The sequence below is a fragment of the Gordonia asplenii genome (assembly GCF_012933505.1).
GTDB classification, from domain to species: Bacteria; Actinomycetota; Actinomycetes; order Mycobacteriales; family Mycobacteriaceae; genus Gordonia; species Gordonia asplenii.
Genome location: NZ_JABBNB010000042.1, coordinates 1 through 20,397, shown reverse-complemented (window position 1 = coordinate 20,397; position 20,397 = coordinate 1). Strand labels below are relative to the sequence as shown.

Sequence of the window (20,397 nt, the reverse complement as noted above, 5' to 3'; positions counted from 1 at the left end):
CTTTCCCATCGCGCGCGAGATGTTCGCCGGCGACAAGGCGTCTCGCGCGCTGGGGATCGAGTTGATCGAACTCGGTCCCGGCCGAGCGAAGACGACGATGCGGGTGACCGAGGAGATGCTCAACGGCTACGGGATGACCCACGGTGGCTATGTGTTCATCGTCGCCGACACGACCTTCGCGCTCGCCTGCAACAGTCACGACGACTCAGCGGTCGCCGCGCGAGCGGACATCCGCTTCCTGCGGCCCACACATGAGGGAGATCTACTGGTCGCCGAAGCCGTTGAGCGGCAACGTATCGGACGTACGGGGTTGTATGACATCACCGTCTCGGTCGGCGAGCAGGTAGTTGCCGAATTCCGCGGTGACAGCCGGACGATCGCGCGGAAGTAGCGAGGACCGGCACAAGCGACCGCCCCGCGTCCGGGGAGGGGAGACGCGGGGCGGTCGTTCGGCCAGGGCGGTGTGCCCTAAGGTCTACTGCCAGATCCACTGACGACGACGGGCATCCCATACGCGCCGACGCTGGCGCGGCCGGCGGTTGTTGGGCTGCGGGGTGACCTGGGGACGCTGCGGCATGTTCATTCTCCTATGTGATCGGTGGAACACCTGAATTAGGTTGTTGCTCTTGGTGTTCCGCTGTTTCCTTCTTACGAGAATGAATCTATGGCCCGAGTCTGACCCCGCTCTGCCGCGACGCTGGACGGATCCTGTGAGTGTTTCGTCGTGGTGGGTGACTCGCGTCACGGTGAGGATGACGGGCAAGGGCAACGCAACTCGGTAGCGGTCGGTGACTGGTGGCTGCGGGTAGCGACGATGCCCGGCAATTCGTTCCTCAGTCGAACTCGATTTCCACTGGTCCGCCGATCGGCTTCGACTGACACGTCAGCAGGTATCCGTCGGCGATGTCCTCGGCCTCTAGCGCGATACCCGTTCCCCGATCCACTTCGCCGGAAATCAGCAGTGCCACACAAGATCCGCAGTCTCCCTCGCGGCACGAGTAGGGTGCGTCGACGTCGTGGGTGAGCATGGCGTCAAGCAGTGTCGTCGACGGTCCGCATGGTACGAGGTGGCTCGCCCCATCGATGGAGACAGTGAGTTCGCAAGTGTCGGAAGCGGTGTCGTCGACGGCGGCCACCGTGAACGGGTCGCCGGTCAGCGACACGTACCGTTCGACATGAATATCGTCGTGCGGAACCCCGGCCGCGCGTAGCCCGAGCTCGATGAGATCCATGAAAGGCGCTGGGCCGCAAACGAATGCCGGGCCGTCGGTGGATGCCGAGCAGTCGGCGGCGACGGCGTCGGCGGTGGGCAGTCCGCGCTCCGACTCCAGCCAGTGATGTACGGTCAGCCGGCCTCGGTATCGCGCGACGAGTTCGTCGAGCGCCGTGGCGAAGATCGTCGACGCGGCGTCGCGGTTGGCGTAGAACAGCGAGACTTCGCAGGAGTGCTCCGCGAGCGCCGACCGCAGGATCGACATGACCGGGGTGATGCCGCTTCCGGCGGCGAACAGGTGGAGGGGGCGATCCCACGAACGCGGAGTGAACGTTCCCGCGGGTGGGATGAGGTGCACGGTCAGGCCGGCGGAAGCATTGTCGCACAACCAGTTCGAGCCGTAGCCGTCGACAGTTCTTTTCACGACGATGGCCGGTTCGGCGTCGACGCCGGGCGCGGTCGCCAGCGAATAGCTACGCGCGACGGATCCGGTCAGCTCACTGGGTATCCGGATCGTGACGAACTGACCGGGCAGGTAGGAGACGCCGTCGGGAAACGCGAGCCGAATTGTCCGGGCATCGGACGTCTCGTCGTCGACCCCGGTGACCACGGCGTCGACGCCGAGTGTGCGTACGCGAGTGGTTACCGTCATGAGCTGGGCTCCGTCTTCAACGGCAAAGCGCGGTACCACAATTCGCCCAATGCGGTGCCCAGCTCCTCGAGTCGCTCGCGCCGCGGGGTGCTCGTCGGCAGGCCGACGTGGATGTAGGCCATCTGCTCGGTGGCGCATCCCAGCGTTTCGGCGATCAGGTTGTGGTTACACGGTTCGATGACGCCCTGCGCCTCCAGCCGATCGAGCCAATGCTCGGTGCGCCGCACGAAGTCGCCGCGCAGGTTGAGCCATAGCTGCTGGAAGCCCTTGTTCTCGCTGGCGGCGGCCGCCTCGCGCAGTAGCCGCAACATGTGTCGGCTGCGCGCATATGCCTGCAGGTAGGTGGTGTTCACCTCGATCAGCGATTCCAGCTCGCCGTGAGCGTGGTCGGGGCGCAGGCGCGCGCTCGCCAACTCTTGCAGTGAGGGCCGTAGCGCGGCGAGGAAGATGTCATCGAGCCCGGTGAAATGCCGGTAGAAGTTGCCCTGTGCGGTGTTCGCGCGGTGAGTGATGTCGGAGATGCGGGTACGGGTGTAGCCGTACTCGGTGAAGCAGTCGACGGCAGCCTTGACCAGCTTGTCGTGGGTCTGCTCGCCGCGCTTGTTGGCACGCTTCGTCGGCGTCGAAGCCTTGTCGAGGAGTCCGGCGGCGGTGTATGCGGCATCGATGCCCTCGACGGTGCGGGTGTCCTGGGAGGCGTGGTCGGGCGTCATGATTGGGCCTCCTGAAGATGATCGGACGCAGCCAGTGTGGCCAGCGGGTGATCCGACGGTACCGAATCGGGCAGGTACGACAGCAATTCATCGACGTACTCGTCGCGAGTCAACGCCGAACTCAGCGCATCGCCCGCGTAGACGGTTCCTGTGGACCCGTCGACGGTCACTGTCTGCCCGGCCAGGCTCTCGGTGAGCCCCGTGCCGCACCCGACGACGCACGGCACGCCGATCTCGCGGCAGACCAGGGCGGCGTGCGATGTCGTGCCGCCGACTTCGGTCACCACTGCGACCGATTCGAACATGGCGGGCACGTCGATCGGCGAGGTCGATGGCCGCACCAGTACGACACCGACCCCCTCTGCGGCTGCGGCGCAAGCTTCATCGGTGTCGGTGAAGACGACACCGACAGCGGCGCCCGGGCTCGCCCCGACGCCAGATGCCAGCACGGTTGCACTGGTGCTGGCGGAGCTCTCGGTAGCCAGCGTCTGGACCTGCTCCGCGGAAATGCGCTCGACTGCCTCTCGGCGAGTCAACAGTCCCTCGCGGGTCAGGTCGACCGCGATACGCACCGCGGCGCGCGCCGAGCGCTTACCCGAACGACATTGCAGCATATACAGTCTGCCGCGCTCCACGGTGAACTCGATGTCCACGAGGTCGCGATGCTCGCGTTCCAGTGTCGTCGCGATCCGCGTGAGGTCGCGGTAGAGATCCGGTGCGTGGCTTTCGAACTCGGCGATCGTCTCCGGCGTCCGCTCGCCGGAGACGACGTCCTCGCCCTGCGCCTTGCTGAGCCATTCGCCGAAGAGCTCGGGTGCGCCCGTCGCGGGGTCGCGACTGAACACGACGCCGGTTCCCGACTCGTCGTCGCGATTGCCGAAGACCATGGCCTGCACGGTCACCGCTGTTCCGCCGCCCTCGCCGAGATTGTGGCGACGACGGTAGGCGGCCACCCGCTCGTTGGTCCACGAGTCGAATACCGCGCCGATCGCATCGCGCAGCTGGTCGTAGGGATCGGTAGGCGGCGCGGCGGTCCGGTCGCCCAGCACGATCTCACCGTAGCCGGCGCAGAATCGCCGCCAAGTGTCCTGTGCCCATGCGGGATCACCTGTCGCAACGGCGAGTTCGTCGGTGAGAGCCTCGGTGAGGCCCAGATTCAGGACGGTGTCCATCATTCCGGGCATGCTCTGCGCCGCCCCAGAGCGCACCGACACGAGTAGCGGCGTCGGGCCCACGCCGAACGTCGCGCCGGTCTGGTGTTCCAGGACTTGCAATTCCGCCAATACACGCGACCAAACGGCGTCGGGCAATTGCCTTCCGGCGGAATGGAATTGGCTGCAGACACCGGTGGTGATCGCGAAGGCGGGCGGCACCGGGAGGCCGAGGGAACGCATCCGGTTGATGCTGTAGGCTTTGCCGCCCAGCAGGTTTCGGTCAGCTGGTGCTGTGCCGTCGAGGGCGACGACGGTGGATTGTGTCATGAGAGTTCCTCTCCCAGAGGGTCGGGGATTGCGGCGGCGCGTACCGCGAGAAGTCCGCCTTCGACGGGGACGTCGATGCCGTTGACCCAGGACGCGCCCGGTGACAACAAGAAGTCGATGACGGCGGCGGATTCGGCTGCGGTGCCGTGCCGTCCGACGGTGGCGGCCGACCGTGCGATGGCGTCGACGCCCATCGATTGTTCGAAGTCGGTCAGGATGGGGGTTTCGGTGGGGCCGGGACTGACGGAGACGGCGCGAATTCCGCGCGGTAGCAGCGCGGCCGACAGTGCGACGGTCCAGTCGACGACCGCTCGTTTGGAGGTGTCGTAGGCGGCGGAACCGTCGAGTCCGGTACGGGTGAGCCAGGCTCGAATGTCGCTGACGGTGCGGGCCGCGAGCAGCGCGACGATGTCGTCATGGGGGAGCGTATTGCGGTGCGCCGCAACCGATGCAACGTTCACGATCGCGGCGCCGGCGGTCATCCGGTCGAGTACTCGCCGAGTCAGGGCGCGCATTCCGAGGGTGTTGACTGCGAGCACGGTGGGGGCGGGTGCCGTGCCGGGAACGCCTGCGACGTTGGCCAATCCATCGACGGACACGGGTAGCTCGGCCGCCGCGATCGACTCCAGATCGGACAGGTCACACCGAACGGTGTGTGCGCGGGCGTCGGGGCACTCGGCGACGTCGACGGCGGTGACATGCGCGCCGGGGTGGTGGTCGAGAATCCGCTCGACAAGTGCCAAGCCGATGCCCGACGCCGCGCCGGTGATGACATAGGAGCGAGAAGTGTTGCTGCTCATGGGATTCTCGATTTCATTGCATGATCGCTTTCAGTTCTGTGAACTCGGCGATACCCGCCGCACCCAGTTCGCGTCCGTAGCCGGAGTTCTTCACGCCGCCGAACGGCACGGCGGGCCGCTCGCGCGTGCGGACGCCGTTGATCTTGACTTGTCCGACGTCCAGCGCGTTCGCGACGTCGAGCGCGAGAGCGTTGTTCGCGGACCACACTTCGGCAGACAGGCCGTAGTCGCTGTCGTTGGCGAGGTCGATGGCAGCGGGCACGTCGTCGTAGTACTGGACCACGAGGACGGGGCCGAAGATCTCGTCTCGGACGGTAGCGGCGTCGGGCGGGAGATCGCCGAAGATCACCGGGGAGACAAAGCACTCGGAGCGACCGATACTCATCGGTCTCCCCGAACCGGCGACGACACGCGCACCCGCGGCGTGCGCGGTGTCGACGGCGGCGAGTACACGTTCGGTTTGGGCGAGTGAAGCGAGGGGGCCGTGCGTCGTAGTCGGCGACGCTGGATCGCCGATGGCCAACTGCGTGAGGGCCTGGGCGAGAATGGCTTCGGCCTCGGTGCTGCGATGTGACGGCAGAAGCAGCCGGCTGGTCGCATTGCATGCCTGGCCCGAGTTCACCAAGCCCGACGCGACGACTCTGGGGAGGACGTCGGGGAAGTCGGCGTCGGGCAGTACCACGGCGGGTGATTTGCCGCCGAGCTCCAGCGTTGTGCGAGTGAGGGTTTGAGCCGCTGCACGTGCGACGGCCCGACCGCCCCGGACGCTGCCGGTGAATGAGACGTGCGCGATGCCGGGGTGGGCCGACAATGCCTGACCCGTGATCGGCCCGGTGCCGTTGACGATGGCGAATGCGTCGGCGGGCAGTCCGGCGTCGAGGAAGCACTGTCGAAGCTGTGCGGCGTCGAAAGGTGTTGCCTCAGAAGGTTTGAGCACGACTGTGCAGCCGGCGGCGAGGGCTGCGGAGACTTTGGCGACGATCTGATGCACCGGCATGTTCCACGGCGTGATAGCGGCGACCACGCCGCCTGCGACGCGACGGACGGTCCCTCCGTCGATCCGCTCGGTCCATGGAAACTGTTGTGCCGCATCAGCTGTCGCACGCAAGACTGCTGCGGGAAGGATCTGTTGGGTGGCCTGCGCGAGGGTGCACGGCATGCCCATTTCGCGGGTGACCGTGGTGGCGATGACGTCGCCGCGTGTCTGGAGTATGTCCGCGACACGGCGCAGCACGGCCGCGCGTGCGTCGACCGAAGTCTGCGACCACGATGTGAATGCGGCACCGGCGGTCTGGACGGCTTCGTCGACGAGGTCGGCACCGCATTCGTGCGTGGTGCCGATCTCGTTGCCGGAGAATGGATCTACGACACCGATCGTTGCGCCGGAGGTGAAGATTCCAGTACCGATGTGAGCCGCCGCGGAGACCAGTGGCGGCGCGTGCCCGGCGGAGACGAACGTTGCCATCAGCGCGTCTCGATCCGCGTCGGCAATGACTTGATTCCGCGAAAGAAGTTGCTCTGCAACCGGTTCGGCGGTGCGGTGACATCGATCGACAACCCGCGCTCGATCACCCGGGTGAAGAAGAGCTGCGCCTCCATGCGGGCGAGATTGGAGCCGAGACACGCGTGCGCGCCCCAGCCGAAGCCAAGGTGTTCGTTGGGATGGCGGGTGCCGATGAAAGTGTCGGCGTCGTCGAAGACACGGTCGTCGCGGTTCGCCGAGCAGAACCACATGACCACTTTGTCGCCGGCCGAGATGGTCTTGCCATGCATCTCGATGTCGCGAGTCGCGGTGCGTCGCATGGACAACACCGGTGACACGTAGCGGACCATCTCCTCGACGACGAGGCGGATCTTGGTCGGGTTCGCCCGCATGTAGTCCCACCATTGAGGGTTCTGGGCGAGCACATTCACGCCGCCGGACAACAGATTTCGGGTCGTCTCGTTACCCGCGACCATGAGAATCAAGTAGTAGGCGTCGAGGTATCCGCGGGCCAGCGGCACGCCGTCGAGCTCGGCCGCGGTCAGGACGCTCACGAGGTCGTCGGCGGGGCATTCGCGGCGTAGCTTCTCCAAGCCGCGGAAGTAGTCGAAGACTTCGTCGCGGGCGCGCACGGCGGTCTGGGGACCTTCGGAGTAGTCGGGGTCTTCGCTGGCCATCTGATTGGTCCAGCGCAACAGGTTGGGACAGTCCGCGAGCGGTGCACCCAGCAGTCGGCCGATCATCACCAACGGTAGTTGTGCGGCGATGGCGTTCACGAAGTCGATCTCGCCCGAGCTCGCATGCTCGTCGAGCAGTTGGTCGATGACGGCGGTGATGTCGGGGGCCAGTGACTTGACCTTGACGGCTCGGACGTGGGGCGTGACGATTCCGCGCAGCGCGTTGTGCTCGGGCGGGTCGACGTGATGGATGCTGCGTGCGCCCTCTCCCTCGGCGCGGCGGCTCGCGATCTGCGTCCCGTCTGTGACGGAGAAGTCCGCGGCGTTGGATGCGACGGCCTTGATGTCCTCGTAGCGGGTCACCGACCAGAATCCCGGGCCTGGATGCTCGGCGTTCCAATGCAGCGGATCATGCTCACGCAGGATTGCGAACAGTTCGTGATCGGTGCCTGCGGCGAACGGATCGAGATTCATCAGATCGATGCTTGTGGGGGTCGTCATGTCTGCTCCAACGTTCTGGTTTGCGACTACACTTTCACTAAACCATAGACTAGGGTGTGATGTGAACTACTCGATCGAGAAACATTGAGAATCGCTCAGCTGTACAAATGGGCTCGGACCGCCATCTTCACTATGTGAAGATTGATTCGCAATATGGAGAGATGTGTACCCACCGTCGATTGCGCGAGACCGACCTGATGCGCTCGCCTACGTGATGGCCGCGTCGGGTGCTTCGCTGACCTACCGCGAGCTCGACCGCCGATCCAACAGACTCGCACACTTCTGGCGCGCGAATGGCGTGCAGCCTGGCGACGCGGTGGTCATCGCGATGGAGAACAACCTCGCGTGGCCGGTGGTGGTGGCCGCTGGAATGCGCAGCGGCCTGTACGTGACGCCGGTGAACTGGCATCTGAATGCGGCTGAACTCGCGATTCTGATGACTGAGGCGCGGCCGGCGGTCGTCGTGACCAGCACGGCGTTGGCGCCGACGGTCGTCGGTGCTGCGGACGCTCTCATACTCTGCGTCGGCGAGTCGTCCGAAGGCTGCGTCTCGTTCGAGGAAGCGCTCGCAACGATGCCGACTACACCGATCTCCGGCGAATTGCTCGGAGCCCGAGTGCTTTACAGTGGCGGCACGACCGGACGACCGAAGCGATTCGCGCAGAAGCTGCTCGGCGTTCACCCCGCCGACGCGCCGCGGCGACACTCCGAACTCTCCGAACGCCTCGGCATCGGACCGGACACGGTGCTGCTGTCTCCGGCACCGAATTATCACGCCGCCCCGTTCACGTTCGGACTCATCGTGCTGGCGGCCGGCGGGACGATCGTGTGCATGGAGAAGTTCGATGCCGCAGCTGCGATGGCGGCGATCGTCGACCACGGAGTCACACATTCGCAATGGGTTCCGACGATGCTGGTGCGGCTCTTGAGGATGCGCGGGCGGGAATCCGTCGCGCTGTCACCGACTCACCGTGTCGCTTTCACGTCCGGCGCACCCTGCCCGGTGTCCGTGAAGACGGACATCGCGGAGTGGTGGGGACCGATCCTGCACGAGTACTACGGGGCGTCGGAAGGTTACGGACATACCTATATCGCGCCCGACGAGGCTCGCGCGCATCCGGGTTCGGTGGGAAAGCCATTGGGGAGTACGAGGATTCGCGTGGTCGACGAGGATGGACGCGATGTCGCAGCCGGAGTGGAGGGAACTGTCTGCTTCGAAGCCGGTGGGTCCCTCAAGCAGATGGGCGACATCGGGTACGTCGACGCCGACGGATTTCTCTACCTGGTCGGGCGACGCGGTTTCATGATCATCTCCGGCGGCGTCAACATCTATCCCGAAGAGGTTGAAGAGGCACTCCTTTCGCATCCGGCCGTCGCCGACGTCGGGGTGATCGGTATACCCGACGCCGAGTTCGGTGAGTCCGTACGCGCCGTCGTCGAGTTGCGGCCCGGCGTCGAGGCCGACTCAGCGTCGGTGATCGCCCATGCGCGAGAACATCTCGCCCACTACAAAGCTCCGCGCAGCGTCGTATTCACTACGGATCTGCCGCGTCTGCCGACCGGGAAGCTGGACAAGCGCGGCCTGGTCAATCGATTCGGCCAACCGACTGGAAATGGAGAAAAGTAATGAGCAGCAACGCTTTTGAGGTACTGCACGCACTCAAGGTGAAAGGCCTCGCCGGTGATGCGGTGCTTGCCGCGATGACCGGCCTCGATGCCGATGAGCTGTCGGGCGTCGTCGCGGAGTTGGTTGATGCGGGCTTCGCGGTGCGCAAAGACGGCCCGCGATTGGCGGGGACGATGATCACGCCCGCAGGTCGGGGCGAGCATGATCGGCTGGCGGCAGCGAACCCGCTCGATGACGCAGCGGTGCAATCGGTTTCGGAGTTCTACGCTGCCTTCGGTCCGATCAACACCGACTTCAAGGCGATCTGCGCGTCATGGCAGCTGCGGCTCGACGGGACGCCGAACGACCACACCGATGTCGACTACGATGCCGGAGTGATCTCCGCGCTCGGGGACGCCCACCGGCGCGTCTCGAAAGAACTTGCGACAGTTGGGACTTCGGTTGTGCGATTGGCGCGCTACGCACCACGGCTGGACTCCGCGTTGGCCAAGGTTCGTGGAGGAGACAACGCGGCGTTCGCTCGCCCGATGTACGACAGCTACCACGACATCTGGATGGAGCTACACCAAGACCTGCTGCTGACCGTCGGGCGGGAGCGGGGCACGGGAGACGCGTGACTGGAGCGGCTAGCGCTACTTCGAATCGGCTAGCGCCTCGCTCAGCACGGCGCTCGTCCGGCTCAACCTGGTTTCACCGACCGGAGCGTCCCTCTGCTGGTTGAGCCGCGAGGAGCGCTAGCGACGAGCGTGTCGAAACCTCTGTACCACAATGCATTTGATGGTGGCGCACGTGTCGAGCTGTGATGGAATCGAACATCGAGGCGTGTGCACCCGTAGGGTGCACACGCGTCAATTACCGGGTGTCATCGCCGATATTGGCGCGGACCGTCGAAAGTCGTTGTGGCTGAGAGGTTTCGACACGGACTCGGCTAGCGCTACTTCGACTCGGCTAGCGCCTCGCTCAGCACGGCGCTCGTCCGGCTCAACCAGCAGAGGGGCGCTTCGGCCGGTGGGTTTCGACACGGACTCGGCTAGCTGTAAGACCGGCTCAACCAGCGGAGATACTCAACTGCGGAGTATCGTGCGCTCGCGCTCCTGATCATGGCGTGCACGGCATTTCGGTGCCCACACCTCGGAGGAGGTTGCGTTCTGCGAACATCTTCTCCAATGGCGTGTTCGCGGCTTCGATGCCGCGTAGCGCTGTCACCGCGACGAAACCCTCTGCGACGCAAGCACTGTCGGTCCCCGCGGAGAAGCCTGACTGACGGGTGTCGCGGTTCAGGATCATCGCGTCGTCAGCACGCGACACCCGTAAGGTGAACATGCTCTTCGTGCCGAGCGCACATGCTTGAATGCCGCGCAGGTCGTCGTAGTCGACGTCGGGCACGTTGACGTTCAACGACAGTCGTGTGGTGTCGGCGTCGACCAGCTGAGCGATAAGGCGCTCGGTGACCGTCGCGGCGGTGTCATAGCGATGGTAGGGAGCAAATCCACTGCTGACGGCCAGTCCGCCGATGCCGGCCACTTGCGCAGCGAGCACCGCTCCGACGGTGCTCGAAAAGAGGATCGACCGCCCCGTGTTGTGCCCCTCATTGATGCCGCTGACGACGAAGTCCGGTGGTGGACCGAATGCGCCAGCGCAGAACGCGACCGTCGCGAGTGCGGGTGGGCAGTCGAGGGCGAACACCGGTGTGTCATCCAACTCGGGCAGTGTCGTTTCCGTCACCGGAATCGATGATCCGTCCTCGATCGTCCCCAGCGAACTACCACTTCCGCTGCGCTCGGCCAGCGGGGCGCCGACGACGACGTCGTGCCCTGCGCCGCGTAGCGCAGAGGCCACCACCACCAGCCCGGGAGCCGTGTAACCGTCGTCGTTGGTCACCAGAATGCGCATCTCGCGTGCTCCTCTCGGCGGAACGGGTCGTCGTCTCACGCCTGTAGATAGTGACTCAATGATCACATATTTGTCTACCGCAGATGGCTACTGGCTGCCGAATAGCGTGTTTCCGAGCCGATGGTGGTCGCGCATGGTCCTTGACAACGTGAGTGACGTCACACAATAATGTGAAATATAGTTCGCTAATCAGCTTCGATCCGGCCTACGACAAGGAAGGAAGTCCGGCTATGACCGCCTGGCCCCTGATGAACGAGACCTCCAAGGTCTTCCCCCTGTACTCCCGCGCCAACGTCGGCGAGATCTTCCCCGACCCGATCACCCCGTTGAACGCGTCGCTCGGCTTCCAACACACTCTTGAGCCGGGTTGGCGCGATGCGTTCGTCGCGTGCGGCGTGTGGGACGATGACCTCTACGACGAGGCCGTCGCCTTCAATATTCTTCCGGCCTTCGGCAGCTACCTGTACATCAACATGTCTCTGATGCGCCTGTTCGGCGTCCGTGTACCGGGGATGAGCGCAGAGGCCGTCGACCTGCAGTATTTCGGCGACATGCCGGGTATTCCGACCTACGAGAGTGAGAAGCGCGACTTCGACGAGAATCCCGATTACGAGGCGAAATCGGGTGCGTGGCTGGCCGAGCAGGTCCTCGGTGCCACCGACCTCGCCGCCTACGACGCCGATCGCGTCGAGGTGGAGGCGATTCGCGCTTCCCGACCGGACCTGTCGGCGCTGACCGATGCTGAACTGGTGGCTCGGATGAATTCCTTCGAGACACTTCTGCGTCGCTTGTTCAAGCATCACATCGAGGCGAGCCTGAAATGCGGTGTGGGACTTGGCGCCATCGCTCAGCTGGCCGAAGCCGTCGGTAGGCCGGAGCAAGCGCTGACTCTGGTAGCCGGACTCGGCAACGTCGACTCTGCCGGGCCGTCGTTGCGTATGTGGGAACTCAGCCGTCAGGCGCAAAACCCGGACGTCGCAGCACTTTTCGATGCCGGGACCGCCGGCTTGTACGCCAAGTTGGCAGCCTCGGAGACCCAGGCCGTCGTCGACTTCACCGCCAACCTCAACGCCTTCCTGGCAGACTGGGACTTCCGCGGCCCGGCGGAGTGGGAGATCCGCGCCATCACGTGGGGCGTCGACCCCGACCTGGCGCTGGCCACCATCGATCGATTGCGCAACGTCGACGAAGCAGAAGCGCCGGAGGCGAAATCAGCGGAGCGGTCCGCGCAGCGAGACGAATCCGCCACCGCCATCCGTGCGATGCTGGCGGCCGACCCGGCGACGCTCGGACAGTTCGAGGCGGTCCTGAACGCCTCGGCGTTATGGATGCGCGGACGTGAGCGCGGCCGTACCACCGCGGCGATGCTCATGCATGAACTTCGGTTGGCGGCACGCGAACTCGGTGCCCGCGCAGTCGACAAAGGTGCCATCGACGACGTCCGGCAGATCTTCATGGTGTTCGCCGACGAGCTCACCGACTTCGTGGCCGATCCGGCGTCGTTGCGCGACACACTCGTCGAGCGCGAGAAGGTCTATCTGGATCTGTTCGACCGCGTCCCGCCGTTTGTCGTCGACGCGACGCCGTCGCCGATCAGCGAGTGGCCGCTGCGGTCGGCGAACACCGCGACCGTCGCGGTTGCCGGCGAGGTCATCACCGGTGTATCCGCCTGTGGCGGAACGGCTCGGGGGCGAGCGCGGGTGATCACCGACCCCGACGACCCTTCGGCGCTCGAACCGGGCGACATCCTCGTCGCACCCATCACCGATCCGTCCTGGACGCCGCTGTTCGTCGCTGCAGCGGCTGTGGTCGTCGACGTCGGTGCCCCGTTCTCGCACGCCGCCATTGTCAGCCGCGAACTGGGGATCCCGTGTGTGGTGTCGGCGACGGAGGCCACCAAGCGAATCACTGACGGAGCGGAGGTCGAGGTCGACGGGACCACCGGCACCGTGACGATCCTCTGATCGGGCCAGTCGTGACACATGCGCGCATCAGACGTCCATCCCGGCTGGCTCGAGAAGATATTGCTCGACGGCGGGCTCCTCGACGCCGATGCCACCGTCCGGGGTCGCTAGGCTCGGATCTCACTTGCGTCGCTGAACTGAGTAGAAGCGTTGTGGCACATGGGTGAACTCGGTTTCTACGCGCTCGGCGGGCACGTCGACAGTCCGCGGCAAATGCTCGACGAACTCGCCCTGGCCGAGGAACTCGGGCTGCATCAGGCATTCATCTCCGAGCGGCTCAACGTGAAAGAAGCCTGCGCGCTGTCCGGAGCTGCGGGCGCGGCGACCGAATCAATCGGAATCACCACCGCCGCAACGAATATCAACACTCGGCACCCGGCGATCACCGCGGCGTTCGCCACTACGATGCATCGCCTCACCGGCGGCCGATTCACGCTCGGCGTCGGACGTGGACTACGACCACAGATAGCGGCGATGGGCTTACGGCAGACGACTACCGCCCAGCTGGAAGAGTTCGCTCAGTTGATGCGCCGTCTCTGGCGCGGCGAGACGGTAGCCGACTACGACGGACCGCTGGGGAAGTACCCGGTATTGCGACTCGATCCGACATTCGACGAAGACATTCCTTTGGGGACAACGGCTTTCGGGCCCGACACGCTGACGATGGCCGGGCGAGCCTACGACGTCGTCGTGTTGCACACCTTCTTCTCCGACGAAACCACGGCGCGGGCCGTCCGAACCGTGCGCGCCGCAGCGGAGGCGGCGGGTCGGGACCCGCATGCGGTGAAGGTGTGGTCGTGCTATGCCACGGTCTGCGACGAAGTGGACGAGCAGACAGTCAAGAAGAAGACAGTCGGACGCATCGCCACCTATCTGCAGGTGTACGGCGACCTGTTGGTCGCGACCAATCGGTGGGATCCGGCTCTGCTGCAGCGGTTTCGGGAGTCCGACGTCGTGCGTGAGCTATCCGGATGGGCCGACGCGGTCGGCGACGCCGAGACCTTTGAGCGACTGGAGAAAGTACTTCCCGCCGAGTGGTTGGCTTGTGCGGCAACGGGATCGCCACAACGCTGCGCCGAGTTGGTACGCGCGCAATTCGATCTCGGCGTCGACGGAGTCATCATGCACGGAGCGACGCCCACCGAACTGGCTTCCACGATGGCGGCGTACCACGCGGGCGGCGTCGAGTGAGCCGCGCGGTCCGCGTCGTCGAACGGTATATCTACGAGCTGTACAACGACGGACAGATCGCCCTGGTCGACGAAATATGCGGGGATCCGATGATCCGGCACTCGGCCGGATCCACGACGGCACTGACCCGGGCCGAACAGAGGTCCCGCATCCAACACGACTTAGCTGCCCACGATCCGAAGTTCACCGTCGTGACCCTCGTCGGCGACGACGAGCATGCGTCGCTGACCTGGAACGCGCAGCGTCTGCGCAATGGCGAAAGACTGTGCGGCATAGAGATCTTCCGAGTTTCCGGCGCCGGGGTGATCACCGACGTGTGGAACTCGAACTACTTCGAAGGAGAATGGTCATGACGACACCGAAGCTCATCGACGTCATCGCCGACATCGACGTTCCTTGGATTCAGGATGTGCTGTCGCACAACGGGTTCGACTCGACTGTCCATGCGATCGCGCTTACTCCGGTCGGCGCGGGCAATGTCAGCGACACCGTCCGAGTCGACATCACCTACACCGGTGACGTGGGCGACGCCCCGGCGTCGGTCGTGGTGAAACTTCGCCCCAGTGCCCAAGCCGTCCACGAGCACGGTTTACGCAGTGGGGCATACCATCGGGAGATCGGCGGCTACACCGATATCACCGCACGGCGGGCCTGCCGAATTCCCTACGCCTACTTGGTGGCCGGCGACGAAACCAATATCAATCTAGTCATGGAAGACCTCACCGAATCGGCGGAGGCGGGCAACCAGGTCGCCGGTGCAACCATCGATCAGGCGCAGGCGGTCGTCGTCGAACTGGCGCGGTTGCACTCCGAGTTCTTCCCGATGACCTCAGAATCGGCGCCCACGTGGATGATTCGACTTCCCGACGTGTGCGAGTACTGGTCGCAGGCTGCGGGTCGGGGCGCGCTAGCGGCGCTGGCGAGATTCGCCGACGACCTCGACGCAGAGTCTCTCGATGCGATTCGCGAGGCGACAGAGCTGGTACGCGTCTGGCACCTGCTGCCCCAGGAACGGTTGACATTCACCCACGGCGACCCACGCGTGGACAATGTTCTCTTCGAGACGGTCGGCGGTGCCGTGCGTGCGGTGATCATCGACTGGCAGGTCACCGGGCTGCGCAATCCCATGTACGACGTCGGTTACTTCATGTCCGGCAGCATCGACACGCAGCGGCGTCGAGCCAACGAAATGCGGTTGATCCGAACCTACGTGGAGGAGTTCTCCCGCAAGGCGCCCGGCTACGACCTCGAGACAGCGGTGTCCGACTATCAGATTCAGTTGTTGAGCGGGCTGTACATCACCTTGGCGGCGATCGACGTCCTCCCCGACAATGACGTGGTGAACGCCCTCATCCTGGCCTTGCTCCAGCGCAATTGCGCTGCTGTGCTCGACTGGAAATCGGTTGCCGCGCTACGCAATATGACCTTCGCTTCCGCAGCCGGTGCTTCCGGAGTCCGGCAATGAACACGAGGACGCCCGAACGCGTCGGTCGCAGAGAGTGAGCTGACCGTCCGAATGCGCCTTCTTCTGATCCGCCACGCTCGTCCGTTCCGGATCGTCTCCGACGCAGCGGGAGCCGACCCCGGCCTGACTCCCGACGGAGAGGTTCAGGCGAAGAGACTCGCCGTCGACGTCGGGCGCGGGCGGTATGGCGTAGTGGATCGGATCGTATCGAGCCCGATGCGGCGCGCTGCGCAGACGGCTGCCGCGGTCGATGCCGTGCTGGGCCTGGGTGTGAACGTAGACGACAGGCTCGCCGAACTCGACCGAGGCTGGACGAGTTACCGGTCGCCGATGGAGTTCTACGACGACCGTCGCGACCTCTTCGCCGACATGAACGCCGGTCGCATCGGTGAAAACACCTTCGACACAACCGATTTCCGACGCCGAGTGGTCGCCGCAGTCGATGCCGCGGCGTCGACCGGCTCGGCGGTGACTGCGATCGTCTGTCACGGCGGAGTGATCAACGCATACCTGGCCGAGATTCTCGGGACATCCGCGACGTTCTTCACCGAGCCCTACTACACGTCCGTGACGTGCGTCAGCGTCGACCGGGACGGCCATCGAGAACTGTTGTCGCTCAATGAGACCGGTCATCTGCGGGAATAGCGGACTCGTCCGGCTCACAGGTGGTGCCGGGTCAGGAACTCCTCGATCGCTGTTGCGAACACCTGGTTGTCGTCACCGGCGACCATATGCCCGGCCGCGCTCACGTCGGCTACTTCGGCGTGCGGGACCAGCTTGAGCATGCCGGCGATGCCGGCGTCGCTGACGACGTCGGACTTGCCGCCGCGCACGATGAGCGTCGGGACCGTGACCTTGCGGGCCGCGGCGGCCAGTCGTTCCGGGTCGGTGTGGCGTCGGGCCTCGTCGCCGGAGACGATGAACGCCGGATCCCAGTGCCAATACCAGCGGCCGTCCTCGCGTTGGCGCACGTTCTTGCGTAGGCCGTCGAGGTTGCGGGTGCGCTTGCGCTCGGGGTTGTAGGCGGCGATGGCGTCGGCGACGTCGTCCAATGTGTCGAAACCGTCGGTGTGAGCGGTCATGAAGTTCTTGATTCGTTCGATCCCCTGCGGCTCGACGTCGACCACGACGTCGACGAGGACCAGTGCCGACGCAGCCCCGGGATTCTCGCCGGTGACGCACAGGCTGGTGATTCCGCCGAGGGAGGCGCCGATCAGCACCGGAGCCGAGAGGCCGAGCTCACCGATGGCACCGAGCAGGTCGTTGGCGAAGCCGTCGATCTCGTAGTCGCCGTCCGGCGCCCAGCCGCTGTCGCCGTGACCGCGCGCATCGAGGGTATAGACGTCGTGGCCCTGCCGGGCGAGGTCTGCGGCGCTGCGGTCCCACGAATGTCGGGTCTGACCGCCGCCGTGTAGCAACACCAACGGCGTCGTGGTGTCGGAGCCGACGGCCGGCCAACTGTCGCCCGCCAGCGGTATGCCTCGCACGTCAAGGGTGAACGAATTGTTCTCGGTCTGTGTCACGCCAGTCTCCTCACTGCCTTCTCTTCGGACGCTACGCGCAGGCGGTGGTGCGACGGCAGCCAGGTACCGACAAGCGTTAGGCAACCGGCGAATCGTGCGTCGATCCGGGCGACGAGGTCTCATTGAGCCGGATGTGCGGGCTGGCCGGGGTGACGTGCTTCTCGGTGACGACGGCAGTGACGCCACCGAAGACCAAAAGCATTCCTGTCCAACCGAATACGGTGAGACGCTCACCGACCAGGCCGACCGCGAGGAGCGTCGCGACGAGCGGTTCGAGCAAGGTCACCGTTGTCGCCCGCGACGCCGGAACCGTGCGTAGGCCGCGACCGAACAGGATGTAGGCCGCGAACATCGGCACCGTCGCGAGATAGGCCACCACCAGCAGTGACGGTGGCGTGCCGAACAGATCGGTCAGCGGCGTCGAGTCGGCTACCCCGCCGTCGAGCAGAGGCCCACCGGTTGTCATCAGGATCGGCAGCAGGGCGATGCCGCCGATCGCGAATTGAGCCGACACCGTGCCCCTCGACGACCATCCTTCGCCGATCAACCGCGCAGCGGTGTAGCTGTAGAGCGCGTAAGCGAAGCCCGCGACGGCGCCGAGCCCCACTCCGAGCGGCACGTTCGACGCATGGGTGCCGGCGGACTCGCCGTGCCCGAACGCCGCCAGCAGGGCGATGCCGGCGATAGCGACTGCCGCGGATAACCGCCAGCGGGGCGTCGTCGGGCGGTGACGGTCGCGCGGGTCGAGCAACTGTTCCAGCAGTGCTGCGAACAGCGGTGCCGTACCGAGCGACACCACGTTGCCGATGGCCACACCCGCCAGCGACATCGAGCTGTAGAAGGCGAGGGGATAGGCCACCACGCCCACCGCGCCGGGCACCAGCCACCTCCAGGTGGCCCGACCGCCACGGAAGACCTTCAGTGATTCGCGTGGCGCCGAAAGAGCAAGCAGCGCACCGCCGATCGACATGGTTGCGGCCCCGGTGGCAAGAGGTGACACCGTCGTCGGCAGCAGCGTGGCCGCCGTCCCTGTGGTACCCCAGAAGACTGATGCCAGGATGATCGCGATCATGCGTCGGCCAGTAACCGTTCCGCGATCGAGCGAGCTCGCTGCATGCGTTCTGGGCTGCCGTCCAGACCCGCTCGTGCCATCGCTCCCTCCAGGACGAAGACCAGGTGTTCGGCCAACTCGACGCCGTGTGCATCGTCGATACGGGTGGCGGCGTCGCGCAGGATCGACTCCACTTCGTCCTTGTGCCTGCGTACCGCGTTTCGGCCGGGATCGCCGATGGGCAGCTCGGCCGCGGCGTTGAGCTGACCGCAACCGCGGAATCCGAGCTCGAACGCCTCTGCCGCATGGTCGAGATACGCGTCGAACACCGCGAGGATCAACGCGCGCGGGTCATCCTCGTGGCCTTCAGCCCGCGCGGTGTACAGCGTCAGCCACTGTGCGTGCCGCTCGTCGACGTACGCCTCGACGAGCGCCCCCTTCGATGCGAAGTTGTTGTACAGACTCATCTTTGCGACGCCGGCGTCGGCGGTGATCGAGTCGATTCCGGTCGCGACGATCCCGTCGCGGTAGAACCGGATGGCCGCCGCGTCGAGGATGCGATCGCGAGCCGGTCGTCGACGCTGTGCCGGGTGCGGCATGGGCTCCTCCTAATTAGGTAGACCAGTCTACCTAATTGTCCTGCCGGGTGGAAGTCGCGACGTCGACGTCGGTGCTCGAGACAGCATCGACGTCGTCGGTGCGGCACAACCAGCTGAAACGCGACGGGGATCGGCACCGCCAGTGACTCGGCAGTGTCCGCTGCGTGCGACGACGAGCCGTCGGGTCGTGGTAGAGAAGACGGTTATGCCTGTTGTCTACAGCCACCGAGTCCGCTATCACGAGACGGACCAGCAGCGGTTCCTCTTCAACGCGCACTACCTGATGATCGCCGACATCGCGTTGACCGAGTACTACCGCATGATCGGATGCCCGTACCCCGACGTCGTGGACCGGGGCTTCGACCCGTCGGTCGTCAAGGCGGAGATCAGCTTTCAGCGTCCCACCTACTTCGACGACATACTGGACGTCGACGTGACCTGCACGCGGGTAGGTACGTCGAGCTTCGACTTCCGATTCACCATGACGCGCGGTGACGCCACGGTCGCGGTCATCGAGATGGTGTATGTCAACGTCGACATCGCGGCGGAGAAGTCGACGCCGATCCCCGCCGACGTCGCCGCAGCCCTGAGAGGAGCGTGACATGTCCGATCTGCTCATCACGCCAGACCAACTCGCCGACGCGATGTTGTCGTCGACGCCGCCGGTGGTGCTCGACGTCCGGTGGCAACTGGGCGACCCCGACGGCAGGCTGCACTACCGGGACGGTCACGTGCCCGGCGCGGTCTTCGTCGATCTCGACGCGGAATTGGCTGCCGCGCCGTCGCCCGAACAGGGACGGCACCCGCTGCCCGACGTCGGGGACCTGCAGGCGGCCGCCCGACGGTGGGGCATCGACGACGGTGTGCCCGTCGTCGTTTACGACGACATCGGAAACCTGGCGTCGGCGCGCGCGTGGTGGCTGCTGCGGTGGGGTGGCGTCGTCGACGTGCGACTGCTCGACGGCGGGCTCGGTGCCTGGCGCGCGGCCGGCTTCCGGGTCTCGCAGGGGGACACCGAGCCACGTTCCGGCACAGTGACTTTGACGCCGGGTCAGTTGCCGACGGTGGCCATCGACGAAATCGAGACGCTCGACGCTGACCTACTCGACGCACGCGCAGCCGAGCGCTATCGAGGTGAGGTGGAGCCGATCGATCCGCGCGCGGGGCACATTCCGGGTGCGATCAGCGTGCCGACTGCGGCCAATATCAGTGTCGACGGCACGTTCCTGCCGGCGTCGCAGTTGCGAGAACGGTTCGCAGCGCTGGGAATTCGCGAGGGTGACAGCCCGGTGGTCTACTGCGGATCCGGAGTGAACGCGGCTCACGAGATCGCCGCTCTGCACATCGCGGGTTTGGCCGGGACATTATTCGCAGGGTCGTGGTCGCAGTGGTCGTCGGATCCACAGCGCTCGGTGGCGACCGGGGAAGGATGACGGGGGCGCAGCTGCGGCCAGGACGTTTGGCACGGTGACCTCGAGTGCCGGGTACCGAAGCGGGAAGCACTCGCAACGCAACCTCTCGCTCCCCGAGTGCCGAAGCGAGGAACATTCGCAATGCAACCTCC

Annotated in this window: 20 protein-coding genes; 10 read left to right on the top strand and 10 right to left on the bottom strand. The window is 65.4% G+C overall.

All coding sequences use genetic code 11. The features are described 5' to 3' along the window. Positions 1-19 precede the first annotated feature (19 nt). Positions 20-391: a hydroxyphenylacetyl-CoA thioesterase PaaI gene (paaI, locus tag HH308_RS26765; RefSeq protein WP_170197360.1), complete on the top strand. Its 372-nt coding sequence runs from the start codon at positions 20-22 to the stop codon at positions 389-391. A gap of 442 nt (positions 392-833) precedes the next feature. Here the strand turns inward: paaI and HH308_RS26760 are convergent, their stop codons facing one another. From HH308_RS26760 to HH308_RS26735, 6 genes are read right to left on the bottom strand one after another with little or no spacing between them, the layout of a single operon-like run. After that, positions 834-1,865, bottom strand: coding sequence for a ferredoxin--NADP reductase (locus HH308_RS26760; protein WP_170197338.1), 1,032 nt, complete (start codon positions 1,863-1,865; stop codon positions 834-836). Next, positions 1,862-2,578, bottom strand: coding sequence for a TetR/AcrR family transcriptional regulator (locus HH308_RS26755; protein ID WP_170197337.1), 717 nt, complete (start codon positions 2,576-2,578; stop codon positions 1,862-1,864). Before HH308_RS26755 ends, HH308_RS26760 begins: the two co-directional genes overlap by 4 nt. Next, the gene (locus HH308_RS26750) at positions 2,575-4,059 is read right to left on the bottom strand and encodes a pyruvate, phosphate dikinase (RefSeq protein WP_170197336.1); all 1,485 of its coding nucleotides are present in this window, start codon (positions 4,057-4,059) and stop codon (positions 2,575-2,577) included. Before HH308_RS26750 ends, HH308_RS26755 begins: the two co-directional genes overlap by 4 nt. Continuing rightward, positions 4,056-4,859 (bottom strand): SDR family oxidoreductase, encoded by an 804-nt coding sequence (locus HH308_RS26745; RefSeq protein ID WP_170197335.1) that lies wholly within the window; start codon positions 4,857-4,859, stop codon positions 4,056-4,058. The genes HH308_RS26750 and HH308_RS26745 overlap by 4 nt, the downstream gene beginning before the upstream one ends. 13 nt (positions 4,860-4,872) lie before the next feature. Then, complete coding sequence (locus tag HH308_RS26740) at positions 4,873-6,324, bottom strand: aldehyde dehydrogenase family protein (RefSeq protein WP_170197334.1); 1,452 nt, start codon at positions 6,322-6,324, stop codon at positions 4,873-4,875. After that, complete coding sequence (locus tag HH308_RS26735) at positions 6,324-7,520, bottom strand: cytochrome P450 (protein ID WP_170197333.1); 1,197 nt, start codon at positions 7,518-7,520, stop codon at positions 6,324-6,326. Before HH308_RS26735 ends, HH308_RS26740 begins: the two co-directional genes overlap by 1 nt. A 163-nt stretch (positions 7,521-7,683) precedes the next feature. On the opposite strand from HH308_RS26735, the gene HH308_RS26730 reads away from it, so the two are divergent. Together HH308_RS26730 and HH308_RS26725 are read left to right on the top strand one after the other, a co-directional pair. Next, positions 7,684-9,147 (top strand): AMP-binding protein, encoded by a 1,464-nt coding sequence (locus HH308_RS26730; protein WP_170197332.1) that lies wholly within the window; start codon positions 7,684-7,686, stop codon positions 9,145-9,147. Continuing rightward, a complete protein-coding gene (locus HH308_RS26725) occupies positions 9,147-9,764 on the top strand; it encodes a MarR family transcriptional regulator (RefSeq protein WP_170197331.1) in 618 nt (205 codons plus the stop codon). Before HH308_RS26730 ends, HH308_RS26725 begins: the two co-directional genes overlap by 1 nt. A 481-nt stretch (positions 9,765-10,245) precedes the next feature. Here HH308_RS26725 and surE read toward each other — a convergent pair whose 3' ends face one another. Continuing rightward, positions 10,246-11,040 (bottom strand): 5'/3'-nucleotidase SurE, encoded by a 795-nt coding sequence (gene surE, locus HH308_RS26720; RefSeq protein WP_170197330.1) that lies wholly within the window; start codon positions 11,038-11,040, stop codon positions 10,246-10,248. A gap of 230 nt (positions 11,041-11,270) precedes the next feature. On the opposite strand from surE, the gene HH308_RS26715 reads away from it, so the two are divergent. The 5 genes from HH308_RS26715 to HH308_RS26695 all read left to right on the top strand — a co-directional run bounded on the left by HH308_RS26715 (position 11,271) and on the right by HH308_RS26695 (position 16,305). Then, complete coding sequence (locus HH308_RS26715; RefSeq protein WP_170197329.1) at positions 11,271-13,004, top strand: PEP-utilizing enzyme; 1,734 nt, start codon at positions 11,271-11,273, stop codon at positions 13,002-13,004. A 159-nt stretch (positions 13,005-13,163) separates the two neighbouring features. Further along, a complete protein-coding gene (locus HH308_RS26710; RefSeq protein ID WP_170197328.1) occupies positions 13,164-14,195 on the top strand; it encodes a TIGR03857 family LLM class F420-dependent oxidoreductase in 1,032 nt (343 codons plus the stop codon). After that, the gene (locus HH308_RS26705) at positions 14,192-14,548 is read left to right on the top strand and encodes a hypothetical protein (protein ID WP_170197327.1); all 357 of its coding nucleotides are present in this window, start codon (positions 14,192-14,194) and stop codon (positions 14,546-14,548) included. The genes HH308_RS26710 and HH308_RS26705 overlap by 4 nt, the downstream gene beginning before the upstream one ends. Next, entirely contained in the window at positions 14,545-15,660 is a 1,116-nt protein-coding gene (locus HH308_RS26700) for a phosphotransferase (protein WP_376767289.1), read from the top strand. The genes HH308_RS26705 and HH308_RS26700 overlap by 4 nt, the downstream gene beginning before the upstream one ends. A gap of 51 nt (positions 15,661-15,711) precedes the next feature. Further along, positions 15,712-16,305 (top strand): histidine phosphatase family protein, encoded by a 594-nt coding sequence (locus HH308_RS26695; protein ID WP_170197325.1) that lies wholly within the window; start codon positions 15,712-15,714, stop codon positions 16,303-16,305. Positions 16,306-16,319: 14 nt separating this feature from the next. Here the strand turns inward: HH308_RS26695 and HH308_RS26690 are convergent, their stop codons facing one another. The 3 genes from HH308_RS26690 to HH308_RS26680 form a co-directional block, all read right to left on the bottom strand. After that, entirely contained in the window at positions 16,320-17,183 is an 864-nt protein-coding gene (locus HH308_RS26690; protein ID WP_170197324.1) for an alpha/beta fold hydrolase, read from the bottom strand. A gap of 76 nt (positions 17,184-17,259) precedes the next feature. Beyond that, entirely contained in the window at positions 17,260-18,255 is a 996-nt protein-coding gene (locus HH308_RS26685) for a DMT family transporter (RefSeq protein WP_170197323.1), read from the bottom strand. Beyond that, a complete protein-coding gene (locus HH308_RS26680) occupies positions 18,252-18,833 on the bottom strand; it encodes a TetR/AcrR family transcriptional regulator (protein ID WP_170197322.1) in 582 nt (193 codons plus the stop codon). The genes HH308_RS26685 and HH308_RS26680 overlap by 4 nt, the downstream gene beginning before the upstream one ends. A gap of 205 nt (positions 18,834-19,038) precedes the next feature. Between HH308_RS26680 and HH308_RS26675 the strand changes: the two genes are divergently transcribed. Both HH308_RS26675 and HH308_RS26670 read left to right on the top strand, forming a co-directional pair. Continuing rightward, on the top strand, positions 19,039-19,434 hold the full coding sequence (locus HH308_RS26675; RefSeq protein ID WP_170197321.1) for an acyl-CoA thioesterase: 396 nt from the start codon (positions 19,039-19,041) through the stop codon (positions 19,432-19,434). 1 nt (position 19,435) lies between these two features. Beyond that, positions 19,436-20,266 (top strand): sulfurtransferase, encoded by an 831-nt coding sequence (locus HH308_RS26670; protein ID WP_170197320.1) that lies wholly within the window; start codon positions 19,436-19,438, stop codon positions 20,264-20,266. Positions 20,267-20,397: the final 131 nt, after the last annotated feature.

Excerpts from the sequence above, each read along its gene's own strand:
- HH308_RS26725 (WP_170197331.1), top strand. The coding sequence starts at position 9,147 with ATGAGCAGCAACGCTTTTGAGGTACTGCACGCACTCAAGGTGAAAGGC.
- HH308_RS26750 (WP_170197336.1), bottom strand. The coding sequence starts at position 4,059 with ATGACACAATCCACCGTCGTCGCCCTCGACGGCACAGCACCAGCTGAC.
- HH308_RS26685 (WP_170197323.1), bottom strand. The coding sequence starts at position 18,255 with ATGATCGCGATCATCCTGGCATCAGTCTTCTGGGGTACCACAGGGACG.
- HH308_RS26680 (WP_170197322.1), bottom strand. The coding sequence starts at position 18,833 with ATGCCGCACCCGGCACAGCGTCGACGACCGGCTCGCGATCGCATCCTC.
- HH308_RS26745 (WP_170197335.1), bottom strand. The coding sequence starts at position 4,859 with ATGAGCAGCAACACTTCTCGCTCCTATGTCATCACCGGCGCGGCGTCG.
- HH308_RS26670 (WP_170197320.1), top strand. The coding sequence starts at position 19,436 with ATGTCCGATCTGCTCATCACGCCAGACCAACTCGCCGACGCGATGTTG.
- HH308_RS26735 (WP_170197333.1), bottom strand. The coding sequence starts at position 7,520 with ATGACGACCCCCACAAGCATCGATCTGATGAATCTCGATCCGTTCGCC.
- HH308_RS26675 (WP_170197321.1), top strand. The coding sequence starts at position 19,039 with ATGCCTGTTGTCTACAGCCACCGAGTCCGCTATCACGAGACGGACCAG.
- paaI (WP_170197360.1), top strand. The coding sequence starts at position 20 with ATGTTCGCCGGCGACAAGGCGTCTCGCGCGCTGGGGATCGAGTTGATC.
- HH308_RS26715 (WP_170197329.1), top strand. The coding sequence starts at position 11,271 with ATGACCGCCTGGCCCCTGATGAACGAGACCTCCAAGGTCTTCCCCCTG.
- HH308_RS26755 (WP_170197337.1), bottom strand. The coding sequence starts at position 2,578 with ATGACGCCCGACCACGCCTCCCAGGACACCCGCACCGTCGAGGGCATC.
- HH308_RS26740 (WP_170197334.1), bottom strand. The coding sequence starts at position 6,324 with ATGGCAACGTTCGTCTCCGCCGGGCACGCGCCGCCACTGGTCTCCGCG.
- HH308_RS26760 (WP_170197338.1), bottom strand. The coding sequence starts at position 1,865 with ATGACGGTAACCACTCGCGTACGCACACTCGGCGTCGACGCCGTGGTC.
- HH308_RS26700 (WP_376767289.1), top strand. The coding sequence starts at position 14,545 with ATGACGACACCGAAGCTCATCGACGTCATCGCCGACATCGACGTTCCT.
- surE (WP_170197330.1), bottom strand. The coding sequence starts at position 11,040 with ATGCGCATTCTGGTGACCAACGACGACGGTTACACGGCTCCCGGGCTG.
- HH308_RS26710 (WP_170197328.1), top strand. The coding sequence starts at position 13,164 with ATGGGTGAACTCGGTTTCTACGCGCTCGGCGGGCACGTCGACAGTCCG.
- HH308_RS26695 (WP_170197325.1), top strand. The coding sequence starts at position 15,712 with ATGCGCCTTCTTCTGATCCGCCACGCTCGTCCGTTCCGGATCGTCTCC.